We start from the raw sequence: 17693 nt of genomic DNA on the forward strand, positions 1-17693 counted from the left end.
TACGCTCGTCCGATAACGCAGGCAGCGATGCGGCAGATTCGGCGGGGGTTGCAGTGACGGCAACAGCAGCGGTGTGCCGGTCGTGCGGAGCCCAACCACGTACCGGCGCAAGATTCTGCGACAACTGCGGGTCACAGCTCGTTGGACCAGTCGATGCTGCCGAGTACAAGCAGGTGACGGCGCTGTTCGCCGACGTGGTGCGCTCGATGGACATCGCGGCCGCTCTCGATATCGAGCGGCTGCGCGAAATCATGACCGAGCTCGTGGAACGGGCGGCCGGCGTGGCGCGTCGTTACGGCGGCACCGTGGAGTACAACGGCGACGGAATAATGGCCTTGTTCGGCGCGCCGGTCGCCTTGGAGGATCACGCGTTCCGCGCGTGCGCGGCCGCGCTCGCGATCCAGGAGGATCTGGCGCAGCTGGCCGACGAGGTCGAGCGCAGCGACCGCTTCGTGCTTGCGGTGCGGGTGGGTTTGAATTCGGGTCGGGTCATCGCAGGCGAAATCGGCTCGGGGTCGCTCGGCTACGCCGCGACCGGGAAGACGGTCGGCTTTGCCCAGCGGATGGAACAGGTGGCACCCCCCGGCGGGGCGATGCTGTCGGAGTCGACCGCGCGTCTGGTCAAGCATGCCGTGACGCTGAGCGATCCGGAGTGGGTGCAGATCAGGGGCGCAGACGAACCTGTTCTCGCGTACCGATTGGTGGCGACCAACCCACGAGACGGGCTGGTCGGGCGCGCGCAGATGAGCCTCGTCGGCCGGCGGTGGGAGATGGCGGCGCTGGACGCCATCGTGGATCGCGCGATCGCAGGCCGCGGCGTAGTGGTGAACGTGATGGGACCGCCGGGTATCGGCAAGAGTCGGGTGGCCCGCGAAGCCGCGGCACTCGCGTCAGGCCGAGGAGTAGAGGTGTTCTGGGCCTTCTGTGAATCGCATGCTCGGGACGTCCCGTTCTATGCGGTATCGCGGCTGCTGCGAGCGGTAACCGGCGTTGCCGACCTCGACGGCGAAGTTGCGCGAGCGCGATTGCGATCCACGATGCCGCCGAATGCCGCCCCAGAGGACCTGCTGCTGCTCGCAGACCTAGTCGGCGTCGCCGACCCCGATGTGCCCCTGCCCCAGGTCGATCCAGGTGCACGGCGACGGCGGTTGACCGCGCTGATCAACACCACTTCGCTTGCGCGAACGGAACCCGCGCTGTTCGTCATCGAGGATGTGCACTGGATCGACGCCGTCAGCGAATCGATGCTGTCCGACTTTCTCACCGTCGTGCCGCGCACGCCGGCCATGGTGCTCATCACGTCTCGACCCGAATACCAGGGAGCGCTGGTTCGGCTGCGCGGCGCCCAGGCTATCGCCCTTGCGCCCCTGGGTGATTCGGATACCGCGGCGCTGATCGGCGAGTTGGTTGGTTGCGACCCGTCGGTCAGCGAGATTTCGGCGGTGATCGCTGACCGCGCCTCCGGAAATCCGTTCTTCGCCGAGGAGATGGTGCGCGAATTGGCGCAGCGCGGTGTGCTGGCCGGCGAGATCGGTGGCTACACGTGTGGCGCCGATGTCGCTGAGGTCAGTGTGCCCAGCACAGTGGAGGCCGCCATCGCATCGCGCATCGACCGGCTCAGCGGTCCGGCCAAGCGGACGTTGAACGCAGCCTCGGTCCTCGGGCTCCGCTTCGAGGCCGAACCTCTTGCCGCACTGGATATCAACCCGGTATTCGATGAGCTGCTCGCCGCCGAGCTCATCGATCAGGTGCGTTTCACGCCCACCGCCGAGTACGCGTTCCATCACCCGCTGATCCGCGCCGTGGCCTACGAATCACAGCTGAGATCCGATCGGGCCGAATGGCATCGTCGCCTCGCCTGCGCGATTCAAGGGCGTGAGCCCGATGCGCTGGAAGAGAATGCCGCATTGATCGCAGAGCATCTGTGGGCGGGCGGAGAATTACACGGGGCGTACGGATGGCACATGCGCGCTGCCGCATGGTCAACCGACCGCGACACCCACGCTGCCCGAGTCAATTGGGATCGGGCACGTCGAATCGCCGACGCTCTGCCTGCCGACGATCCCGGCCAACTGTCGATGCGCATCGCGCCCACGACCATGCTGTGCGTCACCGACTGGCAAGCCCGGGCTGACACGGTAAGGGAGGGGCGCTTTGCGGATCTGCGCGAGCTGTGCAGCGCGGCCGGCGACAAGGTCTCGCTGGCCATCGGCATGACCGGCGCGGCAATCGATCTGCTCTACTCCGGGCGCGCGCAGGGTTCGCGACTGTCCTCTGAGCAGATGGCACTGCTCGAGACCATCGGCGATCCCACCCTGACCGTAGGGCTGGCGCCCGCAGCGTTCGCCAACTGGTTCAGCGCAGGCGAATTTGGTGAGCTCCTACGTTGGTCGCAAACCGTGATCGACCTCGCCGCCGGTGACCCCGGCATAGGCGCCGGCTTCGGCATTGGATCACCGCTCGCCGCCGCGTTGGCGTGGCGCGGTGTAGCTCGGTCATGGCTGGGCCGCCACGGATGGCGGCAGGATAACCACGACGCGCTCGCGATGGCCCGGAACAGCAACGCGGCGACCCTCGCCGGTGTCGTCGCCTGGACCTACGGGCTGGGGATTCAGTACGGGGTGCTGCGGGCGGATGAATCCGCACTTCGCGCGAGCGAGCAGGCGGTGCACGCCGCGTCGGGATTCAGCAACAATCTCGCACTGACCTTGGCCGAGTACGCACTTGGCGTCGCGCTACTGAATCGAGATGCTGAAGCCGGCCGGCGCAGAGGGTTGGAGTTGATGGAGCAATCCCGCGCCGTATGTCTGCGTGAGCGTGTCCTATTCCTTGTCCCTGTCACCGAGCTGTGGATCACCCGGGAGAAGGCGAGGCTCGGCGATAGCGACGCTGCCATACCAGTGACCCGCAAGGCCATCGGAGAGCTGAGCCAGGCAGGAGGGGTCGCGTATGGCTTGTGGGGCACCGGCATTCACGTGGAAACCCTGCTGGAACGTGGAACCGAGCGCGACCTGACAGAAGCTCAAGAGGCAATCGACCGGTTGTCCAGCCTGTCGGACAACGGTACGGCGATGCGCGAGATCACCCTGCTGCGGCTGCGCACGATGCTGGCGCGGGCACGCGGCGATGCCGGTGCCCATGCACACCTACGGGATCAGTACCGCCAAACGGCGGAGGCGCTTGGCTTCGAAGGACATACGGACTGGGCCGAGACGATGCGCGAGGGCGCATGACGGCGGCAGCCGCGTGCGGGTCGTGCGGCACCGGCCTGCGGGAGAACGCCAAGTACTGCGACGAGTGCGGTGTCCCGACAGCGCGTTCCGCCGAATCGGCCGAATACAAGCAGGTGACGGTGTTGTTCGCCGACGTGGTGCGTTCCATGGACATCGCGGCCGCCGTCGATATCGAGCGGCTGCGCGAGATCATCACCGAACTGGTGGAGCGCATGGCGGTCGTGGTACGCCGCTTCGGCGGAGTTCTGGAACGCACCGGCGACGGGGTGATGGCCCTGTTCGGAGCACCGATCGCGTTGGAAGACCACGCCTTTCGCGCATGTCTTGCCGCACTGGCCGTCCAGGAGGAAACGCAGCGGCTGGCGGCCGAGGTGGAGCGTCGAGACGGCGTCATGCTGCAGGTGCGGGTGGGTCTGAACTCGGGCCAGGTGATTGCGGGTGAGATCGGCTCTGGATCGTTGGGCTACGCCGCGACCGGCACGCACGTCGGGATGGCCCAGCGGATGGAGTCGGTGGCACCGCCCGGCGGGGTGCTGATGTCGGACTCGACGGCACGGCTGGTCGAGCACCTGGCCGTGTTGGCAGAGCCGGAATTGGTGCTCGTCAAGGGCTCCGACGAACCGGTGCGGGTGCGAAAGTTGTTGGCAGCCGGTCCGCGCAACGGCCCGGTCGGTCGCGCCGAGACAACCCTGATCGGTCGGCGATGGGAGATGGCGGCCATCGACGCCATCGTGGAGCGGGCCATCGGTGGCCATGGCGGGGTCGTGAATGTCGTCGGCCCGCCGGGCATTGGCAAGAGCCGCGTGGCACGAGAGGCCGCAGCTTCCGCTGCCGCCCGCGGCGTCGACGTGCACTGGACGTTTTGCGAGTCGCACGCCAGCGACATCCCCTTCCAAGTGGTGGCACGGTTATTGCGCTCGGGCACCGGCCTTCTCGAACTCGACGACGATTCCGCCCGCGCGCGGGTGCGCGAGCAACTCGCCGATGCCGACCCGGAGGATCTGCTGCTGCTTGATGATCTGCTCGGCATCGCCGACCCCGATATACCGTCGCCGCAGATCGATCCAGACGCGCGGCGGCGGCGACTGTCCGCCCTGATCAAAACCGCGGAAATGGCGCGCTCCGATCCGGCCCTTTTCATCATCGAGGACGCGCATTGGGTCGACGCGGTCAGCGAGTCAATGCTCGCCGAGTTCTTGACGGTGGTCCCACGCACCGCATCGGCGGTGCTGATCACGTCTCGCCCCGAGTACAGCGGAGCGCTGAGCAGGGTGCGCGGCGCGCAGACGATCGCGCTTGCCCCACTGAGTGATTCGGCCATCGGGGAACTTCTTTACGAGCTACTCGGTTCGGACCGTTCGATCACCGAGTTGGCGGCTGTCATCGCCGACCGGGCAGCGGGCAACCCGTTCTTCGCCGAGGAGATGGTGCGCGAGTTGGTGCAGCGCGAGGTGCTCATCGGAGAGCGCGGCGGCTACGTCTGTCGGACGGACGTCGCCGATGTCGACGTGCCTGCAACGGTGCAGGCGGCCATCGAGGCGCGCATCGACCGGCTGACCGCTCCAGCCAAGCAGACGTTGACCGCCGCGTCGGTAATCGGCGCCCATTTCGGAGTCGACCTGCTCACCGCGCTGGGGATCGACCCTGTATTCGACGAGCTGTTGGACGCCGAGTTGATCGATCAGGAACGGTTCGGCCCCAACGCCGAGTATGCGTTTCACCATCCGCTTGTTCGAGCGGTGGCCTACGAATCGCAGCTGAAGTCCAATCGCGCCGAATGGCACCGACGCCTTGCCGTGGTGATCCAGGAGCGAGATCCAGCCTCGGTCGAGGAAAACGCGGCGCTGGTTGCCGAGCACCTGGAGTCCGCGGGTGATCTGCATGCGGCGTACGGGTGGCACATGCGTGCAGCCGGTTGGTCGGCCATCCGGAACGTCGGCGCCGCGCGGGTCAGCTGGGAGCGGGCATGCCGCATCGCCGACTCGCTCCCGGCCGACGACCCCGCCCAATTGGTACTGCGCACAGCTCCCCGAACAATGCTGTGCGCCACAGATTTTCAAGCACAAGACTTTCAGCCTGACCGAGGTCGCTTCGAGGAGCTGCGCGAGTTGTGCAGGGCGTCAGGCGACAAGGTCTCGTTGGCCATTGGCATGACTGGAAAGGCCAGCGAGCTCAACTACAGCGGGCGAATGCTCGAAGCTTCACGGCTGGCATCCGAACAGATGGCGCTGCTGGAGTCGATCGGTGATCCGAACCTGACCGTCGGGTTGATGTTCGTGCCGTTCATCAACTGGTACGACGCAGGCGAGTTCGGTGAGCTCCTGCGGTGGTCGCAGACCGTCATCGAACTCACCGACGGCGACCCTGCCAAAGGTGCGGGCTTCGGTATCGGGTCTCCCCTTGCACTCGCGCTGGCGTTCCGCGGCGTTGCCCACTGGTGGCTGGGCCGTCCCGGGTGGAGGCGAGACTTCGGCGAAGCTCTCGCGATGGCGCGAACGAGCGACGCGACAACTCGGGCGTTGGTCACCGGCTGGTGCTATGGGGGGATCTTCTTCGGCGTACTCCGAGCCGACGACTCAGCGCTGCAAGCGTGCGAAGAGGTCCTGCAGAGTGCGCAAGCGGAAAGCGGTGATATGGCACTGCTTTTCGCGCAGTATGAGTTGGGCGCCATACTGTTGAATCGAGACAACGTCGCGGACCGTTCTCGCGGATATGAGCTGTTGCTGGAGGCGTGCACGTGGCAGCGCGAGCGTGTTCCTTCACTGGTCCCGATCACCGAGGTGTGGGCGGCCCAAGAGACGTTCAGACGTGGCGACCGAGATGCGGCCATCACGGTCATCCGCAAAGCCGTGCACGATCTGCCGCTGTCGGAGCGTCCTGGATACGGCGTTTACGCGATGGCCGTTCTGGCGGAGGCGCTGTTGGAACGCGGCGACCAAGGCGACATCACCCAGGCCCAGGACGCCATAGACGAGTTGGCGCGCGTGCGCGCCGGTGACCGCTGGGCGATTCGCGACGTCACACTGCTCCGGTTGCGCGCGCTTATGGCCCGTGCTCTCGGCGACGATGTCGCTTACCGCGAGTTGGTGACTCGCTATCGCGCCATGGCGGAATCGCTTGGCTATGAAGGGCACATCGATTGGGCGGAGTCGATGGCCGGCGGGCTCTGACGGGTCAACGGGCGCCGCAGCCTGCCAGCGATTCGCGGATGTCCGCGGTCAACACCGGATGGGGGCTGGCTTCGATGAACGTGCGATAGCCCTTCTCGTACGCCCACCGGATGGCCTGTTCGAACAGCACGGGTTGGCGCAGGGTGGCATACCAGTAGTCGCAGTCGAGGATCGACGTGTCCAGCCCGGCGCCGGTGACTCCGGAGATGAATTCGATAGCACTCTTGCGCGGTTCGAGCCCGGCGAGATTCGCCCGCATGCTTTCCAGAACCGGGTCTACGGGTGAAGAGATCGACACCATGGCACCGGTTCCTGCGATCGCGTTGATTGCCGTGCTGCTCACCGTGACCACCTTCGCCGCGTCCGGTAGCGAGAGGGCACCCGCAACATACGCTGCCGCGATCTCGCCCCGTGAATGGCCGATGACGGCGTCGGGGTGGATGCCGAGCGCGCGTTGATGGGCGACCAGCGAGACCGTCACGGCGAACAGCACCGGCCGCATCACATCGACCCGATCGAGCCCTACCGAAGCGGCCCCGCCGTGCGCGGCCTCGAGAACTGACCAGTCCATGAACTCGGCGAAGGCGGCATCACAGCGCCGCATCTCCTCGGCGAACGCAGGCGCCGAACCCGCCGGTTCGATCGCTGGGGGCGTCGACTGCGGCCCCTGTCCGGGGAACACGAACACCGTTCCACCATCAGGCATGGGAGAGATCGTCCTCCGACAGCTCTGAGATGTGAGCAGTAGCCCGCCACTGCGATCTCACAGCCGGACGCCAGGAAACTACGTAGCCGGTTTGCGGCGTAATACCCTCGGCGTGCGCCCGACGAGGTCCAAGTTCCGGTCCGAATTTCTCGACCCGCGGACAGCACACCGGACGCTGCGACCTCACAGAGGGCGCTGCCGCGGATGCACGCGAGTGCGGGCTGCCCGAGGCTGCGCACACGCGACAACCTGGCAAGCACAAGCACTCCAGCGCCTTCAGCAACACCAAACCCGTCCGCCGCCGCAGCGATGGGTTTGGAGCGGCCGTCCGCGGACAGCGCCCCCTGCCGACCGAAGCCGACATGGATACCGGACGAATTCTCTGCGATAGATGTCCGACTCGCGATCGGCCCACGGCCAGGGCACCGCTGGGCTGCGGCTACCTGCAACGTCGTGACCTGCGAATTCTGCGGTAGCCATCATCGCCCTCCAGCCCAGTCGCGGTGGGAATGCCGGCAACCCCTCGAACGCCGTCTCCACTCAAGGAGATCGTCGCTGGCCTACCCCGCAGCGAGCGCAGTAGCGCGCCACTGCGATCCCGCAGAAGGGGCCTGGATACTACTGAACCGCTTTGCGGCGGGGTAGCAGGGCCGCAAGCTCGTCGCGGCTGGTGGTCTCCGTCTTCAACATGGCCCGATAGACGTAGCTCTCCACCGTGCGCACTGAAAGCGTCAGCCGCTCGGCGATGGCTCGGTTCGACATCCCCTCCCCGATGAGCATGACGATCTCGGCTTCGCGCTCGGTCAGCGGAAGGGACTCGCTGGCCTGACGAAGCGCGGGAGTACTGGCGCCACAGCAGAGATCCGCGATGGCCTCGGCCCGTGCCGACGAACCCAACGCCGACCCCCGTTTGTCGCGGCGCCGATATGCGAGAGCCGACTGGGCGGCGGCGTCGACAGCGGCGACCAGATCTCCTATCCGCTCGAACTCCCCTGATACGGAAAGCAGTTCGGCGCCGTCGCCGTCATGGACAGCCGCCGCAAAGCGCGCGGCTAAGCCCACCCGTGGTCCTTCGACGATCGACTCGAGTTCGCGCAACCGTGGTGCACACGTGCGGTCACCGAACTGGGTGGCGGTCTGCAGAAGTAGTACCTCTGCCGCGAATCTTCCTGTCGCTGCGGCCCTCTCGGCCGCCGAAAGCAGGATGCCGATCGCCTCGGTGATGGCGCCCTGGCCCCCGGCCACCCAAGCCTTGGCCAGACTCCGCTCGTGGTCCAGTGAGCGGAATGTGCGTTGCAGCTTGTCGAGCGCTGCCAACACCGCCGCTGCTTCATCGGAGGCACCGCTGACGGCGAGCGCGGTCACGTAGGGGAACCCGTAGCGGTATCCCCAGCCGATCGGATGCGATACGAGCAACCCTTCTGACCCCTGTTTCAGCAGCAGGCGTGCGGTTCGCAGATCGCCTGCACCAAGCGCCGCCCGTCCGGCGACCGCCGGGCCGAGCAGCTGAGCAGCACCCGGGAGATTGTCTGCCTGCGGGCGAATCCGTTCGGCCACCTCACGCGCGTCCGTGATTCGACCGGCCAGCAGCAGCGCGCCGACTTCCGCATCGGCGATGTTGAACCGCATGTGGGGCGCGTCGAGCGAGCGGGTTGCGACGGCGTATCCGGCTTCTGCGGCGGCGACGGCTTCGGTCGTGCGGCCGGCGTCTGCGGATATCTGGGCCAGCGCCCAGGCGATCTCGGCACCCACGACGGGCAGATCTTCCAGCGCAAGGGTTTTCGAAACGGCCATGGCCGACTCCGGCTGATCCGTCGCAAACCAGTACACCGTGAGGAAGGCGTCGATGTAGATACGGGCGTCGGCAGGAGTGAGCGCCGAAGCTTCGTCGATGAGCTCTTTGGCTCGCGCCGGATCACCAAGCGCCCACAGCATGTTGCTGGATTGCAGGAATGCGAACCTGGCGCGGTCGCGATCAGTCAACTGACCGTCACCGACGTCGGCAAGCACGGCCGCAGCCTCCTCACCTCGACCCAACCACGACAACGCGTGCGCCCGAACGAATTTGGGCTCCGGTCCCGCTCCGGCTCGGATTGCGCCTTCCGCCAGCTGATCCGCCAGCGACAGGTCCCCCAGCCAGACCGCGCCGTGTGCCGCATGGACGAGCAGATCCGGATCCGGGGTCAGGTCGGAATCGAGGCTCAACGTCGCACGGCGCACGACGAGCCGGAGGTCGTCTCGACCACCCGATGCGGCGAGTTCGGTGGCCACCCGGCCCCGCAGGCGTCGTAGCCTGCTGTGCGGCGCGCGCCCTCGGCGCAACTCGCCGTAGATCGGGTGCGCCAAGCGCACCTCGATTCCCGCACCGGCATGTTCCAGTGTGATGAGGCCACGCGTTTCGGCCTCCTCGACAGCAGCGGCATCGGTGATCGACGTCAGCGCGGCAAGGTCGAGCGGCTCCCCGACGGCCAGCGTATCGATCACTTCGCCGACTGGCTTTGGCAGTGTCCCGATTCGGGATTCGATCAACTCGACAAGGCCGGGCGGCATGATCGGGTCACCGGTCCACCGCCAGTACCCGTTCTCCTGCACAAGTCGCCCGCCCGCGACCTCCTGCTCGACGATGTTCCGCAGATACAGGACATTTCCGCGAGTCAGCTTCCAGAGCCGGTCGACGGCGTCCGGATCCACCGGACCATCAAGGGTCGCCGTCAGCAGCGTGCCGGTTTCACCAAGCGGCAGTTGCGCGAGGTCGATCCGCTCGAAGTGGTCGGCCTTCCATATCTCCTGTGTCGCAGGCGGAATCGGCTCACCACCGCGGACGGTGAGGATGACTTTGGCCAACCGTCGCGCCACGATCTGATGGACGACGAAGGTGGACAGATCATCGAGCAGGTGTACGTCATCGACAACGAGGACCACCTTCGCGGCCGTCGATGCAGACGTCAGCGCCTCGATCACTCCGCGCACCAACTGGACGGTGTCGGTGACATCTGACGGCGCCCATGCGCTGAACGCACCGAGCGGAACCGCGCGCGCCGACGACGTACCCGCCGTCACGCGTGTTTGGCAACCCCGCGCCTCGGCAGCCGCCAACGCCTCGCGGGCGAGCCGGCTCTTCCCTACGCCTTCCGCCCCGCTGATGACGGCGCCCGACGCCTCGGCAGCCGAGATGGCCGCGTCGACGGCGCGCATCTCCTCGGTGCGGCCGATCAACGGCCACGACATTCGCACGCGATAAGCCTAGGAGGACGGCGTCTGGTTACCGCCCTTTTTGACCTTCAACACCTGCTTGCGCAGGCCGTCGGTCGCCGTCTTCATCAGACCCTTGGCGCCCCGTTTGACCAGGAAGCCGGGCAGGGGTACGACCAGATCCACAGTCAGTTCGAAATGCACGTCGGTGGAGTCCCCGTGAGCCGTCAACGTGTAGCGGCCCCGCTGCGCACGTTGCTGTTTGGAGCTGACCAAGGTCCAGCTCACACCGTCGTCGTGAACGGTGTAGTCGAGCACCTGGTCGTCGCTCACACCGACGATCTTGACGACCTGACGCGACTTCCTTGGTCGGCCTTGGTCGTCTCGTTCGAGCACTTCGACTTCCTGGTGAGCCGACGACCAGTCGGGAAGCGATTCCAGGTCGATCAGAACATCCATGATCTCGCCGGGAGTCGCCTCGATGGTGATGTTGCGGGCTTCGGTGATCGCCATCGACGTGCGATACCCGCTATGAGCCCTTTTTGACCTTCAACACCTGCTTGCGCAGGCCGTCGGTCGCCGACTCGAGCCCGCCCTTCATCGCCCGCTTCAACACGAAGCCAGGGATCGGAACAGCCGGGTCCACAGTGATCTCGAACTTGACCCGCGTCTTGTCCCCGTCGGGGGTCAACGTGTACTTCGCATCCTGCGTCTTGAGCTGGCTCGAGCTGATCAGCGTCCAGCCCGCGGTGCTGTCGGTCCACTCGTATTGCACGACCTGCTCGTCGGCGATGCCCATGGTCTTCAACTTGAGCTTCACCCTGCCGGGTCTGCCGCCCTCCACGGTGTCGAGGATCTCGGCCCCCTGATGCTGCGACGACCAGTCCGGGGCCGTCTCGACGTCGGCGATGACGTCGAGGATCTCCTCGGGTGTCGCTTCGATGAGCACTTCGCGTGAATCGCTGACCGCCATGGCGCGACAGTAGTTGCCACGCACCCTCCGCCGCGGGCCTATCGCCCGAATCGGACAGTCACTCCGGCCATTTGTTGCCGAGGATGATCTCGACGAAATCCTCGCGGACGAACGTCGGGTCGTAGTGAGCCAGGACGTCGGCGTTGACATTGCCGAAGGTGCTGTGCGGGCGATGGACGTTGCCCTCGGTGAACGCCGCGAGGATGCGGCGTTTGAAGTCCGGCCTCGGGTGCGCGGCGGTCACGGCGGCAAGCGCGTCCTCGGATAGCTCGTCGCGCCCGATGCCGAGCACGTCGGTCTCGACACCCGCGGTGACGAGCGCGATCTCGGGGTCGAGGAACTCGGGGATGCCCGGCGTCGTGTGTAGGGCGATGCTCAGCCAAACCTTGCGCGCGGTGTGCTCGTCGACGCCCCGTTCCAGCAGGAAATTGCGTGCGGCGTTGGCCCCGTCGACCTCGAATCGCGCCATCGATCCCCGATAGCCCTGCGTGAGTCCGACGTCATGGAACATCGCTCCGATGTAGAGCAGCTCCAGGTCGGGGTCGAGCCCGCGGCGCCTGCCCTGCAACGCGCCGAACAGGAAGACTCGACGGGAGTGGTCGAACAGCAGGTCGCTCTCCACGTCACGGATATAGGAGGTGGCATCCCGCACCAGCGGGCTGTCGGGGATCGTGATCCCGGCGATCGTGTGTGTAGTCATATGACCAGTGTTGGCTCGCAGACCCCGCCCGACCCATGTCCGATCTGCCATCCTTCCCACAGAAAGCGACATACGGTGGTGTCATGCCAGCCGAGCATGTCGTTGTCGTCGTCGTGTTCGACGGCATGAAGCTGCTCGACGTCGCCGGACCCGCCGAGGTGTTCGCGGAGGCCAATCGGTTCGGCGCGTCATACCGGTTGGTGATGGCCTCGGTCGACGGTTCCGACGTGAGGACATCGATCGGCGCGCGCTTCGCCGTGACGACGCGCATCGACGACGTCGAATTCGCCGACACCACCATGGTGTCCGGTGGCGACGAGCTCGTCGGCAGGCCCATCGACCCGGACTTGGTCGACGCCGTCCAGAGGCTCCGACAGCGCAGCCGCCGGATGGCGTCGATTTGTACGGGATCGTTCGTTCTGGCGCGTGCAGGTCTGCTGAGCGGCCGCCGGGCGACCACGCACTGGCGCCACACCCGACTGCTGGCGCGGGCATACCCGGATGTCACGGTGGAACCCGACGCGATCTTCGTTCGAGACGGTGACGTGTACACATCGGCGGGCGTCTCGGCCGGAATCGACCTCGCGCTGGCCCTCGTCGAAGACGACCATGGCGCCGATCTGGTTCGCGAGGTGGCGCGGTCGCTGGTGGTGTTCCTCAAACGTTCGGGCGGCCAATCGCAGTTCTCCGCCGCAGTCGAGGCAAACCCTCCCACACGCTCGGTCCTGCGCGTCGTCACTGATGCCATCGCGGCCGACCCGGCGGCGAACCACAACGTCAAAATGCTTGCGGCACAGGCTTCTTTGAGCACACGACAGCTCACCCGGCTGTTCCAGGCCGAACTCGGCACCACCCCGGCACGGTACGTGGAAGCGATACGGGTCGATGCGGCACGGGCGGCGCTCGACGCGGGCAGCTCGGTCGCCGACGCGGCGCGGACCGCGGGCTTCGGCAGCGCCGAGACGTTGCGCAGGGTGTTCATCGGTGAACTCGGCATCTCCCCGAAGGCCTACCGGGACCGATTCCGGTCGACGGCACGCGGTTAGGACGCGGGAATCCATTCAACAATCACCACTGTCTTCGGCGGTAGGCTCGCCATCTATGAGTTCTGATGTCGACCCGACCGTGCCGCCGAGCGGCACCGGATGCGTTGAATGCGATTCGGCCGGCGGCTGGTGGGTGCATCTGCGGCGATGCGCGGCCTGTGGCCACATCGGCTGCTGCGACGACTCGTTGGCGCGTCACGCTTCTGCGCACTGGCGGGAAACCGGCCACCCCATCATCCGCTCCTTCGAGCCGGGTGAGGACTGGTTCTGGAACTACCAGACGAACGAGTACTACGACGGTCCCGAACTGGCCGCACCGGAGTGCCGCCCCGAGGACGAGACCGTTCCCGGTCCGCGCGGCCGGGTGCCAAGCGACTGGGCCGACCAGTTGCGTCGCCGCGAGTGAAAGCTCGGTGCGCGGGTACTCCGCCACAGTGAATAAGGAAAAGCCCGAGACCGCAGAGTCGGAGTCCGGACGCGATGGCGCCGACGACGACGTCGTGAGCGACCCGGCCAAATCCGACGGTGCAAGTGGCGATTGGGCCGACGAAGGCGGCGCGACGCCAAGCGGCCCCTCCGACACCGGCGACCACACCCAGTAGCGAGCCCGGCCCGCAGATGGCTGACCTTGCTCCGCGAGCGTGCGCGTTTGTACAGCCGTGCGCGGCGTGTCGTGTGCAGACACGCACGCTCGCGGTGCGAGGCCGCTCGCGGTGCAAGGCCGCTCGCGGTGCAAGGCCGCTCGCGGTGCAAGCCGGGCTCAGCGATCGGCGAGTGCCTGCTTGGCGGCGTTGTACCCGGGAATGAAGGTGATGCCGGGCCCGCCGTGACAGCCCGCGCTGCCGAGATACAGGCCCTCGATCGGGATCGGCTGGTCGACATAGCCTTTCGGGCCCGGACGGTTCGGCCCGATCTGGTCGGGATGTATCAGCCCGTGACAGTAGTCGCCGCCCGGCGCCCCGAACATCGTGCCCATGTGCTTGGGCGTGAAGGTCGTGTGCCTGATGATGATGTCCTCGAAGTTCGGCGCCAGCTTCGTGATCTTGTCGATCACCCGCTGCCCCATCTCGACCTTCATGTCGCCGTAGCTGGATTCGCTGTCCTCGATCGGAAACCACAGCGAGAAGGCCGACGCGGCGTGCTTACCTGGCGGCGCAAGGCCGGGGTCGTTGACCGACGGTATCTGCAGCGCGATCGACGGATCGGCGGGAACGATGCCACGCCTGCAGTCCTCCCACTGCTGCTGAAGTTCTTCGGGAGTACTGAAAATTCCGATATTGGACTGCATTTCGGGATCGTTGAGCAATTCGTAGGGCTTCGTGAACTCCGGTATGCCGTCAAGCGCGAAGTGCATCTGCAGGTAGCTGCCCCTGTGGTCGGACCGCGAGAAGCGCTCGCGGATGTCGGCGGGCACCGCGTTCGAGTCGACAAGGCCGTTGACGGTGAGGTCGGGCGCAACGCCGGATATCACGATCGGCGCGGTGATCGTCGAGCCGTCCTCGAGGCGGACCCCGGCGATGCGGCCGTCGGACACCGTGATCTCGTCGACCTTGCTGCGCAGCCGCAGTTCACCGCCGTTGGAGACGAACAGCTCTTGAAGGTGTGCGGTCAGCGCGCCGATGCCGCCGCGCAACTTCTTGACGAGCAGTGCATTCTCGTCCGGCACGGCGAACCCGTACGCCAGCGCGGCCGCCGTGCCGGGAGTCGCAGGTCCGCGGTAGGTGGTGTTGCACGCCAACAGCGACAGCATGCCGCGCAGCGCGCCGTTCTTCTCCTTGTCAGGCAGGTAGCGGTCGATGACGTCGGTGACGGATCCGAACAACAGGTCGGTGATCGTCGAGCGCTCGAATTCGTTTGTCGCGCAGGCATACATCTCGTCGAGCGTCTTCGGCGGTTGGCCTGCGTCAAAGCGGCCGAGCGCGCGCGTCGGCGCCTGACACCATGCCATCAACCCGGCCATGCCGTTGACGGCCTCCGCCCCGTGCACCTCGTTGATGTGCGTCAGCAGCTTCATCGGGTCGGTGTAGTAAACGAGCGGCTCGTCGCCGACACCCCGCAGCGAGACCGACATGACGTCGAGGTCGACCGTCGGCAGCGTGTCCAGCCCGAGTTCGCGGCTGACGACCGCCGACGTCGGAATCTGCACCGAGCCGGCGATCTCGAACTTGTACCCGTCGAAAAGCTCGACGGTGGAAGCCATTCCACCGGCATACAGCTTGAAGTCGAGGCACAGCGTGCGCAGCCCGGCCTTCTGAAGTAGCGCGGCCGCGGTCAGTCCATTGTGACCCGCGCCGACGACGATCGCATCAAAGTCCGCCATTGGCTGAGGCTGACACGGGAAGAAAGTTTTGTCAATAATGACGAAACTTGGGCCTAGGCGGTGTCCCCGAACCCTTTTTCCAGGGTCTGCAGCGCCTCCCGGGTCAACCGCCTCAACTCGGGTAGCGACCGGTCCTCCCCCAGCATCCAGACCTCCATCGCGCCGAACACCGCCGCCGCGATACATCGCGCGATGACGGTGATCCGCATCCGGTCATCGGTGCCGGGCTTGGGCGGGTCCTCCCCGCCGAGGTGCTCCTCGATGGCTTCGGCGAAGTCCGTCTCGACCTGACGGATGTGCCGCACGATCCGGCCTGGGTCGAGTTCCTGGGCCCGCAACGCCGGGATCTCCGCGACCGCCCAGTCGTCATACGGCCTGGCAAGAATCGCCGATTGCACGGCGTCGATGATCGGCTCATCCGGCGAGCGGTTCGCCAGCGCCGCCCGGAACCATTGCAGGCCGACGTCGTAGTCGGCGAACAACAGCTCGTGCTTGGACGCGAAGTGCCGATAGAAGGTTCGCAGCGACACCCCGGCGTCGGCCGCGATCTGCTCGGCCGAGGTCTCCTCGACGCCCTGAGCGAGGAACCGGACCAGCGCCGCCTGCCGCAGTGCCTCTCGCGTGCGCTCGCTGCGCACCGTCTGGGCAGGTCGGACCATGGCCGTAAGTTACCTCACGACATGGTTTTGGCAAATTTGTCAAAACTCTCCGCAAAGTCGCCCAGAACACGGCCGTTCCGCAGTAACCTGCCAGCCGTGGAGCTGAAGTTGCAGCGCATCGGTGCGTGGTCCGGAATCGTGATGATCGTCCTGTTCAGCATCTTCTTCTCGGTGATGGCCAAGCTGTTTCCCCCTCTGTCGCCGACGGCATCAGCGGATGAGATCGCCGGATTCCTTGTCGAACATAAGATCTGGGTCCGCTTCGGCATCGCGGGGAGCCTGCTCGCCATCGTCGTCGCGTTTCCGTTTCTGGCCGCGATCTGCCTTCGGATCCGCCGCGTCGAAGGTCGCTGGGGAATGCTCACCGTCACTCAGTTGCTCGCGGCAGCCGTCTTCGTGCCCGCCTTCATCTTCGCATTCGTCATCCTGGCGGCCGCCGCGTTCCGGCCCGAGCAGAGGCCTCCCGAGATCACCCTGGCTCTCGACGATTTGTTCTGGTTGTGGTTCGTCGGTATCGCAGGAACGATCATCGTGCAGAACCTGACGCTGGCCGTTGCGGCCTTCGTCGACACCACTGAGCCGCGGACCTTTCCCCGCTGGTACGGCTACTTGAATCTCTGGACAGCGACGCTGTCATTACCAGGCGGCATGACCGTGGTCTTCAACGACGGCCCGTTGGCCTGGAACGGCGTGTTCTCCTTCTACGTCCCCGGTGCCGCGCTGGTCATCTGGTTGTTCGCCACCGCTTTCGTGATGGATCGTTCCGTCAAAGCGCAGGAAGCCGCCGAAGCGCACCTCGTCGCCGCGTGACCGCGCCGATCGTCCGCCGGGTTCCCGGCGAATCCGGCACGTGGGTCTTCCTGTTCGGCGACATGGTGGTGTTCGGCGTCTTCTTCGTCACCTTCATGGTCGAACGGTCAAAAGCGCCCGAGGTGTTCGACGCCGCCCGCAAGACCCTGCACATCGGTGTCGGCGTCACCAACACCCTGGTGTTGCTGACCAGTTCACTGTGCGTCGTGGTGGCACTGGGCGCCATCCGCTCCGGGATGAAATCGATTGCCACCAAAGCGTTGTACGCGGCGATCGGATGCGGCTTGGCATTCATCGGGCTGAAAGTCTTCGAGTACGTGGCACTGGCCTCGGCCGGACACGGACCCGGTGCCAACCACTTCTACCTGTACTACTTCATCCTGACCGGTCTGCACCTGCTGCACGTGTGCATCGGTCTCGCGGTGCTGGCCCTGCTGGTCACCCAATCGCGCCGGGCCGAACTGAGTGCGACCCGGCTGGCACTGATCGAGGGCGGTGCCTGCTTCTGGCACCTCGTCGATCTGCTGTGGATCTTCCTGTTCGCACTCCTGTATCTGGTGAGCTGATGACGGTATTTCAACTTGTCCGCAATCGTGCGGGGATCTCCTGGCTGATACTGATCGCCGCGACCGTCATCTCCTGGGCGGTCGGGGCCGAACACGGCACCGGGTCGATGGTTGTGCTGGTGGTGTTGGCGATCGCCGCCCTGAAGGTCCGACTGGTCGGGCTGGACTTCATGGAGTTGCGGCACGCCCCGATTCCGCTGCGCGCAGCGTTCGAGTTCTATTGCTTCGCCATCTGGGCGGTGTTATCCGGGCTGTACCTCTGGCTCTAGCCGTCCCGGCCCAAATCGGTGGCCTGACGCCCTCCGCGATCCCCTTACA

General features: G+C 66.0%; 15 protein-coding genes and 1 pseudogene. 8 read left to right on the top strand and 8 right to left on the bottom strand.

Annotated elements, in window-relative coordinates; translation table 11 throughout:
- Positions 1–53 precede the first annotated feature (53 nt).
- A complete protein-coding gene (locus tag D6M19_RS02455) occupies positions 54–3233 on the top strand; it encodes an ATP-binding protein (protein ID WP_123023534.1) in 3180 nt (1059 codons plus the stop codon).
- Positions 3230–6403, top strand: a complete 3174-nt coding sequence (locus D6M19_RS02460; protein WP_123023535.1) for an AAA family ATPase — start codon at positions 3230–3232, stop codon at positions 6401–6403. Before D6M19_RS02455 ends, D6M19_RS02460 begins: the two co-directional genes overlap by 4 nt.
- A gap of 4 nt (positions 6404–6407) precedes the next feature.
- Here D6M19_RS02460 and D6M19_RS02465 read toward each other — a convergent pair whose 3' ends face one another.
- The 6 genes and pseudogenes from D6M19_RS02465 to D6M19_RS02490 all read right to left on the bottom strand — a co-directional run bounded on the left by D6M19_RS02465 (position 6408) and on the right by D6M19_RS02490 (position 11974).
- Positions 6408–7109: an acyltransferase domain-containing protein gene (locus tag D6M19_RS02465; protein WP_123023536.1), complete on the bottom strand. Its 702-nt coding sequence runs from the start codon at positions 7107–7109 to the stop codon at positions 6408–6410.
- 254 nt (positions 7110–7363) lie between these two features.
- A pseudogene (locus tag D6M19_RS35210) lies at positions 7364–7558 on the bottom strand (beta-ketoacyl synthase N-terminal-like domain-containing protein); the annotation flags it as partial.
- A 169-nt stretch (positions 7559–7727) separates the two neighbouring features.
- Positions 7728–10337 carry a helix-turn-helix transcriptional regulator gene (locus tag D6M19_RS02475; RefSeq protein ID WP_234834672.1) on the bottom strand — a complete coding sequence of 870 codons (2610 nt, stop codon included), beginning with the start codon at positions 10335–10337 and terminating at the stop codon, positions 7728–7730.
- Between the two features lie 15 nt (positions 10338–10352).
- Positions 10353–10814, bottom strand: a complete 462-nt coding sequence (locus D6M19_RS02480) for an SRPBCC family protein (protein WP_123023539.1) — start codon at positions 10812–10814, stop codon at positions 10353–10355.
- Between the two features lie 16 nt (positions 10815–10830).
- Entirely contained in the window at positions 10831–11274 is a 444-nt protein-coding gene (locus D6M19_RS02485; RefSeq protein ID WP_123023662.1) for an SRPBCC family protein, read from the bottom strand.
- 58 nt (positions 11275–11332) lie between these two features.
- Positions 11333–11974 (bottom strand): HD domain-containing protein, encoded by a 642-nt coding sequence (locus tag D6M19_RS02490; RefSeq protein WP_123023540.1) that lies wholly within the window; start codon positions 11972–11974, stop codon positions 11333–11335.
- Between the two features lie 83 nt (positions 11975–12057).
- On the opposite strand from D6M19_RS02490, the gene D6M19_RS02495 reads away from it, so the two are divergent.
- Genes D6M19_RS02495 through D6M19_RS02505 form a run of 3 tightly spaced genes read left to right on the top strand, consistent with a single transcriptional unit; the run spans position 12058 to position 13622 of the window.
- On the top strand, positions 12058–13020 hold the full coding sequence (locus tag D6M19_RS02495; protein WP_123023663.1) for a GlxA family transcriptional regulator: 963 nt from the start codon (positions 12058–12060) through the stop codon (positions 13018–13020).
- 55 nt (positions 13021–13075) lie between these two features.
- Complete coding sequence (locus D6M19_RS02500; protein ID WP_123023541.1) at positions 13076–13426, top strand: UBP-type zinc finger domain-containing protein; 351 nt, start codon at positions 13076–13078, stop codon at positions 13424–13426.
- A gap of 28 nt (positions 13427–13454) precedes the next feature.
- Positions 13455–13622 (top strand): hypothetical protein, encoded by a 168-nt coding sequence (locus tag D6M19_RS02505; protein WP_164478297.1) that lies wholly within the window; start codon positions 13455–13457, stop codon positions 13620–13622.
- Between the two features lie 158 nt (positions 13623–13780).
- On the opposite strand, the gene D6M19_RS02510 is transcribed toward D6M19_RS02505, so the two are convergent.
- The gene (locus tag D6M19_RS02510; RefSeq protein WP_123023543.1) at positions 13781–15340 is read right to left on the bottom strand and encodes a phytoene desaturase family protein; all 1560 of its coding nucleotides are present in this window, start codon (positions 15338–15340) and stop codon (positions 13781–13783) included.
- A 53-nt stretch (positions 15341–15393) separates the two neighbouring features.
- Positions 15394–15999, bottom strand: coding sequence for a TetR/AcrR family transcriptional regulator (locus D6M19_RS02515; protein ID WP_123023544.1), 606 nt, complete (start codon positions 15997–15999; stop codon positions 15394–15396).
- A gap of 141 nt (positions 16000–16140) precedes the next feature.
- Between D6M19_RS02515 and D6M19_RS02520 the strand changes: the two genes are divergently transcribed.
- Genes D6M19_RS02520 through D6M19_RS02530 form a run of 3 tightly spaced genes read left to right on the top strand, consistent with a single transcriptional unit; the run spans position 16141 to position 17644 of the window.
- On the top strand, positions 16141–16809 hold the full coding sequence (locus D6M19_RS02520) for a hypothetical protein (RefSeq protein ID WP_123023664.1): 669 nt from the start codon (positions 16141–16143) through the stop codon (positions 16807–16809).
- A complete protein-coding gene (locus tag D6M19_RS02525; RefSeq protein ID WP_268812293.1) occupies positions 16806–17375 on the top strand; it encodes a cytochrome c oxidase subunit 3 in 570 nt (189 codons plus the stop codon). Before D6M19_RS02520 ends, D6M19_RS02525 begins: the two co-directional genes overlap by 4 nt.
- Positions 17375–17644: a cytochrome C oxidase subunit IV family protein gene (locus D6M19_RS02530; RefSeq protein ID WP_123023545.1), complete on the top strand. Its 270-nt coding sequence runs from the start codon at positions 17375–17377 to the stop codon at positions 17642–17644. Before D6M19_RS02525 ends, D6M19_RS02530 begins: the two co-directional genes overlap by 1 nt.
- Positions 17645–17693: the final 49 nt, after the last annotated feature.

The sequence above is a fragment of the Mycolicibacterium stellerae genome, from assembly GCF_003719305.1.
Lineage (GTDB): Bacteria > Actinomycetota > Actinomycetes > Mycobacteriales > Mycobacteriaceae > Mycobacterium > Mycobacterium stellerae.

Bases quoted from the DNA above. Each gene is read 5' to 3' on its own strand.
- D6M19_RS02460 (WP_123023535.1), top strand. From the start codon at position 3,230: ATGACGGCGGCAGCCGCGTGCGGGTCGTGCGGCACCGGCCTGCGGGAG.
- D6M19_RS02465 (WP_123023536.1), bottom strand. From the start codon at position 7,109: ATGCCTGATGGTGGAACGGTGTTCGTGTTCCCCGGACAGGGGCCGCAG.
- D6M19_RS02475 (WP_234834672.1), bottom strand. From the start codon at position 10,337: ATGTCGTGGCCGTTGATCGGCCGCACCGAGGAGATGCGCGCCGTCGAC.
- D6M19_RS02480 (WP_123023539.1), bottom strand. From the start codon at position 10,814: ATGGCGATCACCGAAGCCCGCAACATCACCATCGAGGCGACTCCCGGC.
- D6M19_RS02485 (WP_123023662.1), bottom strand. From the start codon at position 11,274: ATGGCGGTCAGCGATTCACGCGAAGTGCTCATCGAAGCGACACCCGAG.
- D6M19_RS02490 (WP_123023540.1), bottom strand. From the start codon at position 11,974: ATGACTACACACACGATCGCCGGGATCACGATCCCCGACAGCCCGCTG.
- D6M19_RS02495 (WP_123023663.1), top strand. From the start codon at position 12,058: ATGCCAGCCGAGCATGTCGTTGTCGTCGTCGTGTTCGACGGCATGAAG.
- D6M19_RS02500 (WP_123023541.1), top strand. From the start codon at position 13,076: ATGAGTTCTGATGTCGACCCGACCGTGCCGCCGAGCGGCACCGGATGC.
- D6M19_RS02510 (WP_123023543.1), bottom strand. From the start codon at position 15,340: ATGGCGGACTTTGATGCGATCGTCGTCGGCGCGGGTCACAATGGACTG.
- D6M19_RS02515 (WP_123023544.1), bottom strand. From the start codon at position 15,999: ATGGTCCGACCTGCCCAGACGGTGCGCAGCGAGCGCACGCGAGAGGCA.
- D6M19_RS02520 (WP_123023664.1), top strand. From the start codon at position 16,141: ATGATCGTCCTGTTCAGCATCTTCTTCTCGGTGATGGCCAAGCTGTTT.
- D6M19_RS02530 (WP_123023545.1), top strand. From the start codon at position 17,375: ATGACGGTATTTCAACTTGTCCGCAATCGTGCGGGGATCTCCTGGCTG.